The sequence below is a fragment of the Acinetobacter sp. SWBY1 genome, from assembly GCF_002946595.1.
Lineage (GTDB): Bacteria > Pseudomonadota > Gammaproteobacteria > Pseudomonadales > Moraxellaceae > Acinetobacter > Acinetobacter towneri.
Map to the genome: position 1 here is coordinate 901669 of NZ_CP026616.1, position 16432 is coordinate 918100.

General features: G+C 40.5%; 19 protein-coding genes. 6 read left to right on the forward strand and 13 right to left on the reverse strand.

All coding sequences use genetic code 11. From position 1 onward, the window contains the following. The first annotated feature begins 43 nt into the window (after positions 1-43). Entirely contained in the window at positions 44-1303 is a 1260-nt protein-coding gene (locus C3Y93_RS04440; protein WP_416224608.1) for an MgtC/SapB family protein, read from the forward strand. Here the strand turns inward: C3Y93_RS04440 and tsaA are convergent. Beyond that, positions 1300-2037 (reverse strand): tRNA (N6-threonylcarbamoyladenosine(37)-N6)-methyltransferase TrmO, encoded by a 738-nt coding sequence (tsaA, locus tag C3Y93_RS04445; RefSeq protein WP_213064883.1) that lies wholly within the window; start codon positions 2035-2037, stop codon positions 1300-1302. The genes C3Y93_RS04440 and tsaA overlap by 4 nt on opposite strands. Positions 2038-2157: 120 nt before the next feature. On the opposite strand from tsaA, the gene C3Y93_RS04450 reads away from it, so the two are divergent. Then, the gene (locus tag C3Y93_RS04450) at positions 2158-2937 is read left to right on the forward strand and encodes a ferredoxin--NADP reductase (protein WP_004972950.1); all 780 of its coding nucleotides are present in this window, start codon (positions 2158-2160) and stop codon (positions 2935-2937) included. Between the two features lie 59 nt (positions 2938-2996). Here C3Y93_RS04450 and C3Y93_RS04455 read toward each other — a convergent pair whose 3' ends face one another. The 3 genes from C3Y93_RS04455 to C3Y93_RS04465 form a co-directional block, all read right to left on the reverse strand. Beyond that, the gene (locus C3Y93_RS04455) at positions 2997-3182 is read right to left on the reverse strand and encodes a hypothetical protein (RefSeq protein ID WP_004972947.1); all 186 of its coding nucleotides are present in this window, start codon (positions 3180-3182) and stop codon (positions 2997-2999) included. 20 nt (positions 3183-3202) lie between these two features. After that, a complete protein-coding gene (locus C3Y93_RS04460; RefSeq protein ID WP_004972946.1) occupies positions 3203-3457 on the reverse strand; it encodes a hypothetical protein in 255 nt (84 codons plus the stop codon). 226 nt (positions 3458-3683) lie between these two features. After that, on the reverse strand, positions 3684-4304 hold the full coding sequence (locus C3Y93_RS04465; protein WP_096901843.1) for a cation transporter: 621 nt from the start codon (positions 4302-4304) through the stop codon (positions 3684-3686). A gap of 75 nt (positions 4305-4379) precedes the next feature. On the opposite strand from C3Y93_RS04465, the gene cadR reads away from it, so the two are divergent. After that, on the forward strand, positions 4380-4781 hold the full coding sequence (gene cadR, locus C3Y93_RS04470; protein WP_004972941.1) for a Cd(II)/Pb(II)-responsive transcriptional regulator: 402 nt from the start codon (positions 4380-4382) through the stop codon (positions 4779-4781). A 49-nt stretch (positions 4782-4830) separates the two neighbouring features. Here the strand turns inward: cadR and arsH are convergent, their stop codons facing one another. The 3 genes from arsH to C3Y93_RS04485 all read right to left on the reverse strand — a co-directional run bounded on the left by arsH (position 4831) and on the right by C3Y93_RS04485 (position 6988). Beyond that, a complete protein-coding gene (gene arsH / locus C3Y93_RS04475; RefSeq protein WP_104852198.1) occupies positions 4831-5535 on the reverse strand; it encodes an arsenical resistance protein ArsH in 705 nt (234 codons plus the stop codon). Positions 5536-5607: 72 nt separating this feature from the next. Further along, positions 5608-6666, reverse strand: a complete 1059-nt coding sequence (gene arsB, locus C3Y93_RS04480) for an ACR3 family arsenite efflux transporter (protein ID WP_104852199.1) — start codon at positions 6664-6666, stop codon at positions 5608-5610. Positions 6667-6670: 4 nt separating this feature from the next. Next, a complete protein-coding gene (locus tag C3Y93_RS04485; protein ID WP_004972936.1) occupies positions 6671-6988 on the reverse strand; it encodes an ArsR/SmtB family transcription factor in 318 nt (105 codons plus the stop codon). 98 nt (positions 6989-7086) lie between these two features. Here C3Y93_RS04485 and arsC point away from each other — a divergent pair, with 98 nt between their 5' ends. The 3 genes from arsC to C3Y93_RS04500 all read left to right on the forward strand — a co-directional run bounded on the left by arsC (position 7087) and on the right by C3Y93_RS04500 (position 9419). Then, complete coding sequence (arsC, locus tag C3Y93_RS04490; protein ID WP_104852200.1) at positions 7087-7515, forward strand: arsenate reductase (glutaredoxin); 429 nt, start codon at positions 7087-7089, stop codon at positions 7513-7515. Between the two features lie 224 nt (positions 7516-7739). Beyond that, entirely contained in the window at positions 7740-9122 is a 1383-nt protein-coding gene (gene yegQ / locus C3Y93_RS04495) for a tRNA 5-hydroxyuridine modification protein YegQ (protein ID WP_104852201.1), read from the forward strand. 27 nt (positions 9123-9149) lie between these two features. Then, positions 9150-9419: a YfhL family 4Fe-4S dicluster ferredoxin gene (locus C3Y93_RS04500; RefSeq protein ID WP_004972931.1), complete on the forward strand. Its 270-nt coding sequence runs from the start codon at positions 9150-9152 to the stop codon at positions 9417-9419. 235 nt (positions 9420-9654) lie between these two features. On the opposite strand, the gene ahpF is transcribed toward C3Y93_RS04500, so the two are convergent. The 6 genes from ahpF to glyA all read right to left on the reverse strand — a co-directional run bounded on the left by ahpF (position 9655) and on the right by glyA (position 16395). Beyond that, positions 9655-11220 (reverse strand): alkyl hydroperoxide reductase subunit F, encoded by a 1566-nt coding sequence (gene ahpF, locus C3Y93_RS04505; RefSeq protein ID WP_104852202.1) that lies wholly within the window; start codon positions 11218-11220, stop codon positions 9655-9657. Between the two features lie 216 nt (positions 11221-11436). Then, positions 11437-12354 carry a hypothetical protein gene (locus C3Y93_RS04510; RefSeq protein ID WP_104852203.1) on the reverse strand — a complete coding sequence of 306 codons (918 nt, stop codon included), beginning with the start codon at positions 12352-12354 and terminating at the stop codon, positions 11437-11439. Between the two features lie 56 nt (positions 12355-12410). Then, on the reverse strand, positions 12411-13538 hold the full coding sequence (locus C3Y93_RS04515; RefSeq protein WP_104852204.1) for a toxic anion resistance protein: 1128 nt from the start codon (positions 13536-13538) through the stop codon (positions 12411-12413). 30 nt (positions 13539-13568) lie between these two features. After that, a complete protein-coding gene (locus C3Y93_RS04520) occupies positions 13569-14360 on the reverse strand; it encodes a tellurium resistance protein (RefSeq protein WP_104852205.1) in 792 nt (263 codons plus the stop codon). A 213-nt stretch (positions 14361-14573) separates the two neighbouring features. Then, a complete protein-coding gene (rnk, locus tag C3Y93_RS04525) occupies positions 14574-14978 on the reverse strand; it encodes a nucleoside diphosphate kinase regulator (protein ID WP_004972920.1) in 405 nt (134 codons plus the stop codon). 163 nt (positions 14979-15141) lie between these two features. Then, positions 15142-16395 carry a serine hydroxymethyltransferase gene (gene glyA / locus C3Y93_RS04530; protein ID WP_019836649.1) on the reverse strand — a complete coding sequence of 418 codons (1254 nt, stop codon included), beginning with the start codon at positions 16393-16395 and terminating at the stop codon, positions 15142-15144. Positions 16396-16432 lie beyond the last annotated feature (37 nt).

Sequence of the window (16432 nt, forward strand, 5' to 3'; positions counted from 1 at the left end):
ATATATGATGTTTAAAATAACACCTTGTATTTGGAATGTTGCTGTGGATTTTCTGACTCCTCCATCTTTGGTTACAACCAATTTTCCCGAACTGCTCACCATGTTTGCAGCAGCACTCGGCTGTGGCTTACTGATTGGATTAGAGCGCGAACGCAGTAAAAAAAATGGACAACATCATCATTTTGCAGGCGTACGCACCTTTGGAATTTGCGCATTATTAGGTGCAATTTGCTTCTTATTGGGCATGAGCATTGCCATTGTAGGCGCACTGATTGTTGGCGGAATAGGCTTATATTCCCTCAAAAATCAAGCGGAAGATGACCCAGGTGCAACCACAGAACTGGCCTTCGTCATGACCTATTTTATTGGTGCCTTGTGTTTATGGAATATTCCATTGGCAGCAGGTTTATCGGTCATTTTGACAGGTTTACTCATGACCAAGCACACCATGCATGGCATTGTCAGTCAGTGGATTACCGAAGCTGAACTACGTGATGGCTTGTTCTTACTGGCTTTGGTGTTAATTGCCTTGCCGCTGACACCCAATACCGCACTATGGGGCAATGTACTTAATCCTTATGTGATTTTAAAATTATTGATTTTAATTTTAAGTGTGCAGGCTTTAGCGCATATCGCTAAGCGCTTACTCTCAAGCAGCAATGCCCTCATGTTGTCTGCGATTGCTTCAGGTTTTGTATCAAGCACAGCAACCATTGCCAGTTTAGGCATGGAAGTACGCGCAGGTCGTGGTGAAGCACGTGCCAACGCAGGTGCAGCGCTGATGTCTTGCGTGGCGACTTTAGCGCAAATGTTGATTATTGTGGCGGGTGTCAATCTGATTTGGTTTAAGTTATTAATTATTCCAAGTTTGGTCGGAATCGCGATTTTGGTTGTAGCGGGTGTCTGGTTGCTCAAAAAACATAAAAGTACGGCAACGGCAAAGCCAGAAACCGATACCCGTATGTTTAGCCTTAAAGAAGCCGCAATTATTGTGGCGACATTGACCGCAATTCAAGCGATGGTATACGGCTTGGAACAAACCCTTGGGGATGCAGGTTTAATCATTGGTACCCTGCTCGCCTCTTTATTTGAGGTGCATGCCGCCATTGCTACTGTGGTGATGCAAGGTCCACCCAGTCAGCAAATGTTGCTGTACGCCTTAATTTTAGGTCTTGTTGCTCATGCAATTTCTAAATGTATCAATGCCGCACTCATTGGCGGCTTACGTTTTGCACTTTATTTCGCACCTACCCAAATTTTGCACATGCTGGCGTTGGTGGCTATTTTATATATGATGGTTTAATCGACAGCGATTAAAACAATTTTTAGGATGTGTACTGCGTGCTGATCGACACGGAAACTGACATCAAAATCTGCAAAATTCATGGTGTAAATTCGTTCAGCATCATCCTGATATGCAGGTCGTGGATCTAAAGACAAGACCTGTTCCAATTCCTGCACAATTTGTGGCTGTAATACGCCAGATTCGACCAACTGATTTTTTTGCGCTTCGGCTGTGTCCATCCATAGCACTGTTTTTCTTATGGGTTCATCTTGCGCATAACCACTTTGTGCATCAGGCACAGCATCTGAATATTGAATATAAGGTTTAATATCCAAAATAGGCGTGCCATGCAACAAATCTGCTCCTGTCACATAAACTCGCAGTGACTTACCCACTTTTTTGACCTGTTTAAATTGCACTACAGATAAACCAATGGGTGCAGGTCGATACATGCTGCGCGTCGCAAACACACCTATTTTTTGATTACCACCCAAACGTGGCGGACGCACTTGTGCACGAAAACAGGGGTTTTGCTGTTTCTGTACGGTTGGATGAGCATCGGTTTGGTTTTTATTGTCGTGAAATTGCCAGATTAACCATAAGTGACTAAACGCTTCGATCCCTTGAAATGCCAACACATCGTTATAAGGCGCTTGCATTTCAATATACGATTCGACCTGTACCAGATTTGGTTGACGAGGAATACCAAATTTTTCTCGGTAGGGAGAGTGCATAAATCCGATTATTGGCATTTTTAGATCAGTCTTCATCACTTTTTCTGATAAGCTCAATTAAATATATTCAGTTTATAGAGAATGATTTTAGATTAGAATAGCAAGCTGTTCTAATTTGATAATTTATTGAGACCTTTAATGGCTGCTTTCAACGTCGAAAAGATTACTCACGTACACCACTGGAATGACACTTTATTCAGTTTTAAAACGACTCGCGATACCGCACTACGTTTTAAAAACGGTCAATTTGTGATGATTGGTCTGGAAGTAAATGGCAAGCCTTTAATGCGCGCTTACTCGATTGCCAGTGCTAACTATGAAGAAGAGCTAGAATTCTTCTCAATTAAAGTACCTGATGGCCCTTTAACGTCTATTTTACAAAAAGTAAAAGTGGGCGATGAATTGCTGGTTTCTAAAAAACCTACAGGCACTTTGGTACTGGATGATTTAAATCCTGGTAAAAACCTATACTTACTTTCTTCAGGTACAGGTCTAGCTCCATTTTTGGCAACCATCCGCGACCCTGAAACTTATGAACGCTTTGAAAAAGTGATTGTGGTTCACGGTACACGTTTCATTTCTGAATTGGCTTATCAAGATTTAATTCTAAATGAATTACCAAATCACGAGTTTTTCCAAGAACTTGGTATTCGTGAAAAACTGGTATATTACCCAACCGTTACACGTGAAGAATATCCAAACCAAGGACGTGTGACCACGGCAATTGAATCGGGTGAAATCTTTGAAAAAATTGGTTTACCACGTTTTAACCCTGAAACTGACCGTGCCATGTTATGTGGTAGCCCTGCATTCTTAAAAGATGTTGCAGCATTACTTGACCAACATGGTTTAAAAGAATCACCACGTATGGGTGAATTGGGCGATTACGTGATTGAACGTGCTTTCGTTGAAAAATAAAAGCTGTTGAATCTAAAAAAACCGAGCTAAATAGCTCGGTTTTTTGTCATTAGCATCAATTAACGTACACTGCGACCTTCTTGGTTAGCACGTCCTTCACAGTGTGCACCACCACCAATTACAAACCCACGCTCTGCCTGACATGAACCAATCATACGACCACTCGAATCATAAGTTGTCACTTTTGAAGCACAACCTGTCATCAAAATAGCCGCTGTTAATGCGATTAAACTAGAAATTTTCATTGTATTACCCCTCTAAAAAATTAGTCTTGTTGCAGTGAAATCTGCGAATTATTTGGTATGGTTGGCAATAAACCCGTGCGCTCATCTACTTTAGAATAGTTAATGCCTTGTATGTTGGCACCACCATAACACACAGCTTTAGCCCCCAAAATAAAGCCCTGTGTAGCGACACATGAACCAATCACTTGCCCTGCAGTATCATAAGTCACTACTTTAGAACTACAGCCAGCCAAAGCAATCAGGCTTGCTATAGAAAATAATTTAATTAGTTTCATTTAACCCTCAATTTAAAAAAAATTAAATATCATTCATCGTGTAAATTATTTTTAAATACATCAATTTATTTTTAATTTTAGTTATATATTATTTTTTGTAAATAGCAATTTGGAATAACTTATCGTTATTTTTACTTCAAATTTTAAAATTATTGCGACTACAAAAAATTAAAAGCACTCCATCTAAATCACTCAAATCAGATGGAGTGCTTTTTACGTTTATTCTTTATTCTGGTACATTCATTCTTCGTTCAGCCAAAGCTTGCTGAATCACATGATACCCCGCTGTTAAGCCCAAACTCGCCATAATCACGGCTACCACAAGATCTGGAATCAAACTACCCGTACCAAATACACCCACTGCCGCCAAAATAACTGCGAAATTACCAATCGCATCATTACGGCTACATAACCACACCGATTTCATATTCGAATCACCATCTCGAAATGCATATAAAATCAATGCAGTAACCACATTGGCTAATAAGGCGATGATCCCAATAATACCCATGGTTATGGCTTCAGGTGGAATACCCTGTATATAGGCATAGATAACCTTGCCCATCACCACCACACCAAACAAGGCCATCGTGATGCCTTTGACCAAAGCCACAGTAGCACGCCAATACAAACTTGCACTTAACACCGCAAGTGAAATCCCGTAATTGACAGCATCTCCAAAGAAATCCAGTGAATCTGCCCATAGGGATGATGAATGGGCATAGGCACCACCTATCAACTCGATAAAAAACATGCTGAGATTGATCACCAATGCAATCCATAACGCGGTTCTAAATTTACTATTCGGTTTGATTGGCGCAGGTTCATGACTACACGTACATGCCATAGACACACCTTCTTTCAAAATGAAACTGTTTCGATTATGCTCATTTAAAACTATAGACTTAGTCCAAGGTCAAGTATGGCACAATATTTAATTCATGAATTAGCTAAAAAAGTTGGAGTCAGCACAGATACAATTCGTTTTTATGAAAAGAAACACTTACTCACCCCAAGCTTTCGTGCCGAAAATAATTATCGCTATTACAACGATGAGGCACTCAAGCGTTTGATTTTTATTAAGCGTTGCCGTGCTTTAGATATGAACTTAAAAGAAATTGAAGCCTTAATTGAATTAGAAAAACAGCCGAAACAAAACTGCTGCGCTGTGAATGAATTGATTGATGAACATTTAAGGCATGTAGAAGATAAAATTGCCGAGTTGCAGCATTTTCAGCTACAACTTCAGCAACTTAGACAAGCCTGCACCACGCAAACAACCATTGATGATTGTCAGATTTTAAAGCGACTTGAAGCCGAATAATCGCTCTCTAAGCCTTTTGTAATGCAGTATTTACGTATCTAAAATTGGATTATAAACACTTCTGATTAACACGCTTCGATAGCTGCTCGGCAGTTTCCACACGTTCAGAATAACGATCTACCAAATATGCAGATTGCCCGCGAGTCAGCAAAGTAAATTTATATAACTCTTCCATCACATCGACAATACGGTCGTAATAGCTAGACGCTTTCATGCGGCCATCTTCCTCAAACTCTAAAAAGGCTTTAGGAATAGAAGACTGATTGGGAATGGTGATCATCCGCATCCAACGTCCTAAAATACGCAATTGATTGACGCTGTTAAATGACTGCGACCCGCCACACACTTGCATTAAAGCAAGCGTTTTACCTTGTGTGGCACGAATTGCGCCCGCGGCAAGCGGAATCCAGTCAATTTGTGCTTTGAAAATCGAACTCATTGAACCATGACGTTCTGGGCTACACCAAACCATACCTTCTGCCCACGCCAACAATTCATGCAGCTCTTGAACTTTGGGATGTGAAGCATCGCCATCTTCAGGTAAAGGCAAACCTTTGGGATGGAAAATTTTTACCTCAGCGCCAAAGTGCTCCAAAATTCTGCCCGCTTCCTGTACCGCCAAACGACTATAAGAACGCTCACGGTTTGAACCGTACATCAATAAAATACGTGGCGGATGGTTCAACGGCTTTGCCTGCACCTGTTCAAAACTTGGTGTAGGCAATAAATCTAAATCAATATTGGGTAATACCATGCTGCATACTCTTAAAACTAAAATGGGCAACGCATGCCCATGTTTTTATCTTAAACCTCAAAATGAAGAAAATTACTTTGAACTGACAATCGACTCATTTTGATAAAACTTTTTACGCAGCCATAAAGACACACTCACCAAAGCAATCAACACAGGCACTTCAACCAAAGGGCCAATAATCGTGGTAAATGCAACGGGAGAAGCCAAGCCAAACGTTGCAATGGCAACAGCAAGTGCTAATTCAAAATTATTCCCTGCTGCGGTAAAGGAAATGGCGGTCGTCCGTGGATAATCATTGCCCATCCATTTGCTCATAAAGAAGCTAATAAAGAACATGGCAACGAAGTAAATAATCAATGGAATGGAAATGCGTAAAACATCCATCGGCAAGATCAGTACTTCTGCGCCTTTTAGTGCGAACATCGCCACAATGGTAAATAGCAATGCCAACAGACTAAATGGGCTAATTTTGGGTAAAAAAGACGTTTGATACCAATCTAAGCCTTTGCTTTTCACTAAAATCAAGCGTGTTAAAAAGCCCATCAAAAAAGGAATACCCAAATAGATTAAAACAGCTTGGGTGATTGTCCAAAAACCAACATCAATCACTTGTCCTGCCACGCCAAAATACGGCGGCAAGAAACTCAGAAACAGCCATGCATAAGTACTAAAGAATACAATCTGAAAAATACTGTTAAACGCAACTAATGCAGCCACGTATTGGTTATCACCACAAGCCAAGTTGTTCCAGACCAAGACCATCGCGATACAGCGTGCCAGACCAATTAAAATCAAACCTGTCATATATTCAGGATAGTTTTGCAAGAAAATAATCGCCAAAGCGAACATCAAACACGGAGCAATCAACCAGTTTTGTACCAAAGACAACAACAAGGTTCGGCGGTCTTTAAACACTTCTGGCAAAGCTGCGTAATCGACTTTTGCCAATGGTGGATACATCATCAAAATCAAACCAATCGCAATGGGAAGATTGACTGTTCCCACACTCATTTGATCTAAGCTTGCCGATACTGCAGGAAATACCACGCCAATCGCAACACCTAGCCCCATGGCAATAAAAATCCATAAGGTCAGATTACGATCTAAAAAAGAAAGTTTGGACTGTGCCATGTGCTTACTCGCAATGTGTTGCAATTGTAGGGTTGATGTGCGTCATCGGGCTGACATCTTGCTGCGCGATAATATTTAAAACAGCAAACGCCCATTCGGGTAAATCTGGGTTCAAACGGTAATACACCCACTGCCCCTGACGTTGATCTAGCAAAATAGATAAATTCCGTAACAACGCCAAATGACGTGATATTTTCGGTTGATTTAACTGCAATTGTTCTGTCAATTCGCATACACAAATATTGTGTTGAGCCATCACCAATTTCAGAATGTCCAGTCGGGTTGGGTCTGACAAACATTTAAAAAAATCAGTTTGATTCATTTTTTATCTGCACTTCAATATTAACTATTGCGAATATACGCATATCCATATATAAATGCAATATTGAAATTTTATCGACCTAAAACGAGTCACTACGCATGAGCAACACCATCAAAATTTTTCATAACCCTGCCTGTGGAACGTCACGCAATACTTTAGAATTAATTCGTAATACAGGACAAGAACCTGAAATTATTGAATATTTAAAAACCCCACCTACACAAGCTGAACTTACTAGCATGATTCAACAAGCAGGTTTAAGCATGCGCGATGCAATCCGCAAAAATGTAGAACCATACGAACAGTTGCAACTTGAAGGTAGCTCACACAGCGATGCGGAATTAATTGCATTGATGGTCGAGCATCCGATTTTAATTAATCGTCCATTTGTCGTGACCGAGTTAGGTGTGAAACTGTGCCGCCCTTCTGAACTGGTCTTAGACTTGCTCACTCAACCACAATTAAAAAGCTTCAGCAAAGAAGATGGTGAAGTGGTGATTGATAAACATGGGCAACGTGTACGTTAACACGCTTTCATCCATCAGAAATTGATTATAAGCAATCTGTCAAATTGGTATTGAAAGTCCCTTCTCGTGCGTTTTGTATAGCTCAGGATGAGGAACTTTCTATATCAAGATTAGCCCCAGCGTTTCAGCACAAGTTTTCTTCTGAATCCCGAGCTATTTACTAGGTTGAATCCTAAATTTAGATTCATACAATAAAGCCATATTTCTGCTATTGCTTTTTGATCATGACCATTTCCCACGTCACCGAACTTCTCTCTCCTGCTGGTTCTTTAAAAAACATGCGCTATGCCTTTGCTTATGGTGCAGATGCAGTCTATGCAGGTCAGCCGCGTTACAGTTTGCGCGTGCGTAATAACGAATTTGATCATGAAAACTTAGCAATTGGTATTCAAGAAGCACATGAATTAGGCAAAAAGTTTTATGTGGTGGTGAACATCCAACCGCATAACAGCAAACTCAAAAACTTTATTCGTGACCTAGAACCTGTGGTTGCCATGCAACCCGATGCGCTGATCATGTCTGACCCAGGTCTGATTATGATGGTGCGTGAAAATTTCCCCGACATGCCTGTACATTTATCGGTACAAGCCAATGCGGTGAACTGGGCAACGGTGAAATTCTGGCAAAATATGGGTTTAACCCGTGTCATTCTTTCGCGTGAATTGTCGATTGATGAAATTGAAGAAATTAAAAACAACGTGCCTGGCATGGAAATTGAAGTATTTGTGCATGGTGCGCTGTGCATGGCCTATTCAGGTCGTTGCATGCTTTCAGGCTATATGAATAAACGTGATGCCAACCAAGGCGCATGTACCAATGCCTGCCGTTGGGAATATAAAATTCACGATGCAAAAGAAGATGAAACAGGTGACGTAATTCCTGTCAAAAATCTTTCTGAAACTGCCGATGCAGATGAACAACACATGCAGGCACAGCATCAATTTAACGAGCCTGTGTTATTACAACGTAATGACGAAGATATGTTTGCTGCCGAAGAAGATGAACACGGCACTTATTTTATGAATTCTAAAGATTTACGCGCAGTGCAGCACGTTGACCGTTTAACTAAAATGGGCATCCATTCACTAAAAATTGAAGGTCGCACCAAATCTTATTTCTACTGCGCACGTACTGCACAAATTTACCGTAAAGCCATTGATGATGCGCTTGCAGGCAAACCATTTGACCCTGCATTAATGACTCAATTAGAAGGCTTAGCTAACCGTGGTTATACCGAAGGTTTCTTGCGCCGTCATGTGCACAGCGAATACCAAAACTACGAAACAGGTTCATCAAGTTTTGATCATCAGCAATTTTGCGGTGAAGTCTTAGAACGTAATGGTGACTACATTAAAATTGATGTAAAAAACCGTTTTGTAGTGGGCGATTCTTTAGAATTGATGACGCCACAAGGCAATATCTATTTCACTTTAACTGAAATTAAAGATAAAAAAGGCAATCTGATTGAAGATGCTAAAGGTTCAGGGCATATTGTAGAAATCCCTGTACCTGCAGATGTCGATATGCGTTATGCCCTGCTGATTCGCAACTTACCAAATTCGACTGCAGATATTTCTGCCTCATCGTTGGCTTATCAAGCCAACTAAGTGGCAATAAACTAAGCGAGTTTTGCGATGGCACTCCTGATTACCGACCAATGCATCAATTGCGATATGTGCTTACCCGAATGCCCGAATGAAGCAATTTATGAGGGCGAGAAGGTATATGAAATTGATGTGGCGCGTTGCACAGAATGTGTGGGGTTTTATGACTATCAAACCTGCGTTTCAGTCTGCCCAATTGAATGTATTATTCCGCATCCTGAGCATGTCGAAACCAAAGAGCAGCTACAGGAAAAGTTTAATCAGTTGAATTTATTTGGACAAAATAATAAGGCTAATTAGACTGAAATGAATCTAACTGCTGTAAATCAAACTGGATGTTAAAAATAAAAAAAAACTGAGTTGTTAGCCGACTCAGTTCTTAAAACCAAAAATAGAATAAATAAACTTTTAATACTGTGCGATAACGCACTTTACTGAACATAGCGCCTGAGTATTGGGGAACTCAGGCGCTATCTTTTTAGCGAATACAATTTAAGGATGGTTAATCCGCGTATTCAGATGTATTCGTTCAGACTTATTGACCTGAACGGATGATGTAATCAAATGCTGAAAGTGATGCTTTCGCGCCTTCACCTGTTGCAATGATGATTTGCTTGTACGGTACAGTTGTACAGTCACCTGCCGCAAATACACCTTTTACATTGGTTTCATTGCGCTCATTTATCACAATCTCACCACGATTCGTCAGCTCTACTTTTGACTCTTTTAAGAAGTCCGTATTTGGTAATAAACCAATTTGTACGAAAATTCCTGCAAGTTCAACAGTATGCTCAACATCTGTCGCACGGTCTTTATATTTCAATGCAGTCACTTGTGCGCCATCACCAATCACCTCAGTCGATAATGCATTGGTAATTACAGTAGTATTTGGCAAGCTGTTCAATTTGTTTTGCAAGACTTGGTCTGCACGTAATTTAGTATCAAACTCTACCAAAGTCACATGCTCTACAATCCCTGCAAGGTCAATCGCTGCTTCTACACCTGAGTTACCACCACCAATCACTGCAACACGTTTGCCTTTAAACAACGGGCCATCACAGTGTGGGCAGTACGCCACGCCACGGGTACGGTATTCTGCTTCACCAGGTACATTCATTTCTCTCCAACGTGCACCTGTAGACAAGATCACCGTTTTCGATTCAAGTGTTGCGCCATTTTCCAAAGTCACTTCGACCAAACCATTGGCAGTTTCATCAGCACCTTTAATGGCAGATACTTTTTGTAGATTCATAATATCGACATCGTATTCACGCACATGCGCTTCCATTTCTGCCGCAAACTTTGGACCTTGTGTTTTTTGGATAGAAGTGAAGTTTTCAATATCCATGGTATCCATCACCTGACCGCCCATCCGCTCAGCCACAATACCTGTACGAATACCTTTACGTGCTGCATAGATTGCAGATGTATTCCCTGCAGGGCCGCCACCAATTACCAAGACATCAAACGCCTCTTTGGCATTCAGTTTCGCTGCATCTTTGCTCGCAGAATCTGTATCTAATTTAGCTACAATTTCTTCCAAAGTCATACGACCTTGACCAATGTGGTTGCCATCTTGGAATACCATCGGCACAGCCATAATTTTGCGCTGCTCAACTTCTTCTTGGAAGAATGCACCATCAATCATGGTTGCTGTTGTGCCAGGGTTGTAAATCGCAATGAGGTTCAAAGCTTGTACTACATCTGGACAGTTGTGGCAGCTCAACGATACAAACACATCAAACTGAGATGAAAGATTCAATGCTTTGATTTGCGTTAATACTTCATCCGATACTTTTGGTGCATAACCAGAAGTTTGCAATAAAGCCAAAATTAATGAAGTGAACTCGTGCCCCATTGGTAAACCTGCGAAGAATACGCGCGGTTGCTCACCTACTTTTGCAATCCCAAAACTTGGTGCACGTGCGTTGTTACCGTCAAAACGTGCAGTAACTTGTGGCGAAAGTGCTGCAATTTCTTCAACCAATTCTTTAATTTTGGCAGATTTATCAGAACCATCTAAAGTCGCGACAAGCTCGATTGGGCTTTCAAGACGTTCTAATAAAGTTTTAAGTTGTGTAGAAGTATTTTGGTCTAACATGGCTAACGTCTCCAAGGGAGTAAATTTATTTGTTGATGTCATCTTACGAAAAATAGTTACATAGGGGAAACGGTTTATTTTTATATTTATGATCGTTTTTTTAAATGATAGTGAGTTTCAAGCTTACTATTTCATTTAAAATACCTAAAGCTATTCAATTTAGACATTAACATAAAAACTGAATGTCTGCCTTAAGCAATTGAGCCTAATCATTTTTTATTCAAGTTGTTGTTGAATCCGCAGAATACGTTGCTGTAAATGGCGTGATAAAAACCACAGTACCGCAGACAGTATCAACATAAGCGCCATAACTGCAAGATTCATATAATAAGCAAGCGTATTTAATTGCTGTGCTTGCTGCACTTGCTTATGTACGCTTTGCGCCATAGGCGTTAAGGCTTTGCCATAAACTTGCTGCTGCATGGTCCATAATTGTTCAGGTTTAAATCCATAATGTAAAAATTGCGGATCTTGCTGCTCTGCTTTGACCAAGGTCAACACTTGCGGAATGGCTGCATCTTTATCTGCGGGATGATGCATCAATGCCGTTTGCGCCAACAAATAGGCTTTAACAGGCGCTGCCATTTCTGCATTTTGTAAATAACGCGCCAATTCACTTTCTTGAATGTGCTTTTCATAATGCACAATTTTGGCATATACCTGCTGCGTATCATCTTGTCGGTCATGCTGAACATAACTCAATGCCGACCAAAGTAAAATAAAACTCAGCAACCAAGCTACAAATTTCAAGACAAAGGACTGAAAGCGAATATAAAAAAAACGAATTTTCTTGAGTAGATGAACTAGAACGAATGCACCAATAAATGACACCGACAGTTTTAAAATCAACCAACCCAACCAGTTCAACAAACTGAAAAAATAATCAGGTTGCTGCCCTAAATTTGCCAAAGTCGCATCGACACTTGCAGGCATGTGTAATTGCTGAACTTCAGTGCTTAAACCAAAGAAGCTATAAATCACATCTTGCTGAATAAAAAAGCCAATTGCCGATATAAGCACCACCGTCATAGACAGCACAGCCAAAAAACTGAGCTTTTTTTGACGCTGCTGTAATGCCACAACACCTGTTTTTAGCTGCTGTGGCTGAATGGCATATTCATCAAGTGGGGGCAAATTCGACTCCTTATCAGGTAAATTTCAGATTAAATGAAGTCATTGTCAAAATGCATTTATTGACCAGACTGTTGACTTGAACCAATCACCAATTGATTCAGATTCTCCTGTAAGGCTCGCAAACGCGTAGTCGCTTCTGCACGTTTTTGCATGCCTTCTTTTTGTACCTGGATCACATCGTTCACTGTTTTAATGAGGGTATTTTGTACGTGTTCAAGGGTTTCAATATCAATCACCGAACGCTGATTGGCTTTGGCAGTATCCACCGAGTTTTGATGCAATAAATCTGCATTACGGCGCAGCAATTCATTGGTGGCATCATCAATACTGTTGGCCAGTTGCACACTGTTTTTCTGCTCATTTAAAGAAATCGCCAAACTAATCTGGTTTTTCCACGCAGGTAAGGTAATGTTTTTAATCGCATAAAATTTATCGACCAACATTAAATTATTGGACTGGATAATCCGAATCATCGGCAAAGTTTGCATGGCAGATTGTTGCAACACCTGCAAATCACTCACCCGCTTTTCTAAATTATTAGCAAGATGATTGAGATCATAAATTTTTTGAGTCGTGGTCTGATCCTGCGGCTGCGCGGAAAATTCAGAAATTTGCTGCTGAATTTCCTGCTGTTTTAACTTACCTGCTGCAATATAAATCCCCAATTGTTTATATTCATCTTGCACACCATGAAACATTTTATCCAGTGTATCTACACGGTTTTTTAAACCATTTTGTGAGCTTTCAATTTCTGTGACCAGACTATCAATTTGCGCTTTGGTGCTGTTAAAGTTTTGATCAAAACTTTGTTTAGCGCCTTTTAACTTATTGAATAAACCACCCAAAAAGCCACTGCTTTTGTTTGGATTTAAAATACTGTTGGTATTTAACTGCTGTGCAACCTGCACCACCTGATTCAGCTTTTGCCCTGTGACATCCAAATCCTTATTTTGCACCAAACCTAAAAGCTCATCGGTATAACTTGACGTTTTAGTGGCGATATTTTTGCCATATTCTGCAACCGAATGATGGCTAAGATCGCTTAATTCTTTACGCGCAGCCAGCACCTCCTGAAAGTCATCAGGCTGTAAGCCAATTTCCTGCAAATTGAGTTGCTGAAATTGTTGCTGAGTCTGTTCATCACTCACTTGCACAGCGACGTTGCGTTGTTCAGAAGTTGTCATATTTCGCCTCTATCTAATCAAAACCATGCCTTATGATTGCGCAGGTTTTTCTAAGGATTTTCTTAATGTCTTAATTAAATGCTCACGACTTTGATCCAGCTTTTTTAGCTGACTGTGTGAGCCACTTTGCTGACTTTGTTTGACATGATATTGCCATGCAGGAATGAGTACCTGCTGCGCTTCTTTAAAGCGATCTAACAAACTAAAAGAGAGTTGCTGTGAAAGTTGCATTTGAGTAATCGCAATATCATTACTACTTTGCAAAGTCTTTAAACTATAAATTTTCTTGGCCAGTCGTTCGCTAAAATTATCCAAAGGATGCTGATTGCGCACAAATCGTGGATATTCCACTAAAAACTCATCGGCAGCTTGAATGTATTTCGCCATTTGCTCACGCAAACCAACCAACTGCTGAAAACGTGATTGTGATTTCTGAATTTCGATTTGCAGCTTTTGGCTTAAACGATCTGCTTGTCCTAATAAATGATCTAGGTTTTTATAATATTGCACTTGCCCCGCGCCATATTCCAAATCTATGCCTAGCCACTTTTGTAGTGCATTAAACTTACGTTGCTTTAACACTTTTTTAGATTTGCCAAGCGCCTGAATCAACTGCTCAATGGTCACACTCAATTGCTGAGTTAAATGTGGATCCACCCCATCCAATAAAACTGACTGCGCTTGAATCACCTGATCTGCATAATGATTTAGACGATATTGATCATTCAACAACGGAACTAAATCATTGCGTTGAATCGCCAAAAGCTCTGCACGATCCACCGTAATCTCTTGCAAAGGCAGTAACACTTCAAACTGAGCCATAGACCATAACAACCCTCTTTACATGATTTTATAGTACGTGTTTTTCGGCTAAGGTCATGTAATATTTTGCAATTTTTTATTTCGATCTGCTTAAATGCTTTTTTATAGATTCGCATAACATCAGTCACAAGATGCCTGATTCAAAACACCAGTGCATAAAAAAGCCATGATCAACATGGCTTTCAATGTTCCTAACGCAGGATGATAAACAGATTATAAATAATCGCCTTCACGCTCTGGCTGATACAAAATCTTCTCAATTTTGACTTTCATCATATGACCATCGGGCTGTGGCCATTCAATTTCCTGACCTTCAGCTAAACCTAAAATGGCAGTCCCGACAGGTGCAACCACATTCACCTGCCCTTTCTCACCTTTAAAGTCATGCGGATAAACCAAGGTAATTTCAGTCGGTTCTTTTGCAGGTGCAATGGTAATCAATGCGCGGGCATTCATGCTCACCACATTATTCGGTACATCTTGTGGCGCAACCACTTCAGCACGTGCCAATTCATCTTCTAGATGTTGCATCGTTGGCGTCAATTTCGGTTGATGCTCAAGCATCGTTTCCAAACGGTGCAAATCTTGTTCTGAAATAATAATCTTTGGTCTAATCATTTACTTTTATTCCTGTCATTCCGACAATACTGTCATCATCAGCTTGCCTACAATCATATTCAATACGCTTAAGTTATAACAGAAATTCAGCTTCTTGAACGAAAAATCAATTTTTTACATCCATAAAAAAAGCCCCCTTGAGGGGCTTTTCTCAAGGCTATGCTTATTTTGCGTAAACTGGGAATTTCGCGCAAACAGCTTCAACTTTTGCTTTTACAGTATTAATTACAGCTTCGTCACCTTTGCTGTCAAGAATGTCTGCAATCCAACCTGCAAGATCACGTACTTCTGCTTCACCAAAACCACGTGTAGTTACCGCTGGAGTACCGATACGGATACCAGAAGTTACAAATGGAGAACGTGGATCGTTCGGTACAGAGTTTTTGTTTACAGTAATGTGCGCAGCACCTAACCATGCATCTGCATCTTTACCTGTAATATCTTGCTTGATTAAAGAAAGCAAGAACAAGTGGTTTTTCGTACCACCAGATACTACATCATAACCACGTTCAATAAGAACTTCAGCCATCGCTTGCGCATTTTTAACAACTTGTTGTTGATACGCTTTGTATTCAGGCGCCATTGCTTCTTTAAAACAAATTGCTTTTGCTGCAACTGCGTGTACCAATGGACCACCTTGGTTACCAGGGAACACAGCAGATTGTAATTTTTTCTCGATCTCTTCATTTGCTTTCGCAAGAATTAGACCAGAACGTGGACCACGCAATGTTTTGTGTGTAGTAGTAGTCGTTACGTCAGCAATTTGCACAGGGTTCGGATATACACCAGCAGCCACTAGACCTGCTACGTGTGCCATATCTACAAATAAATAAGCACCAACTTTGTCTGCGATGTCGCGGAAACGCTGCCAATCTACAATTTGGCTATACGCAGAGAAACCCGCAACAATCATGCGTGGTTTGTGTTCAAGCGCTAAACGCTCAACTTCTTCGTAATCAATTTCGCCAGTTTCTGGGTTTAAACCATATTGAATAGCATTATATGTTTTACCAGAGAAACTTACTTTTGCACCGTGAGTCAAGTGACCGCCATGTGCCAAGCTCATACCTAACACAGTATCGCCTGGGTTAAGTAAAGCTAAGTAAACTGCAGAGTTTGCTTGTGAACCAGCGTGTGGTTGAACGTTAGCATAATCTGCACCAAAGAGTTCTTTAGCACGGTCAATCGCCAGTTGTTCAATAATATCTACGTATTCGCAACCGCCGTAGTAGCGTTTGCCTGGGTAGCCTTCTGCATATTTATTGGTAAGTTTTGAACCTTGAGCTTCCATTACTGCAGGTGAGCAGTAGTTTTCAGAAGCAATTAACTCAATATGAGCTTCTTGGCGCGCATCTTCATTGGTGATCGCTTGAGCTAATTCTGGATCAAATTCGGCAATAGAAATATTGGCAAACATTAGCGAGGTCCTATTAATTTAGGGCTTTTAAGCCGTG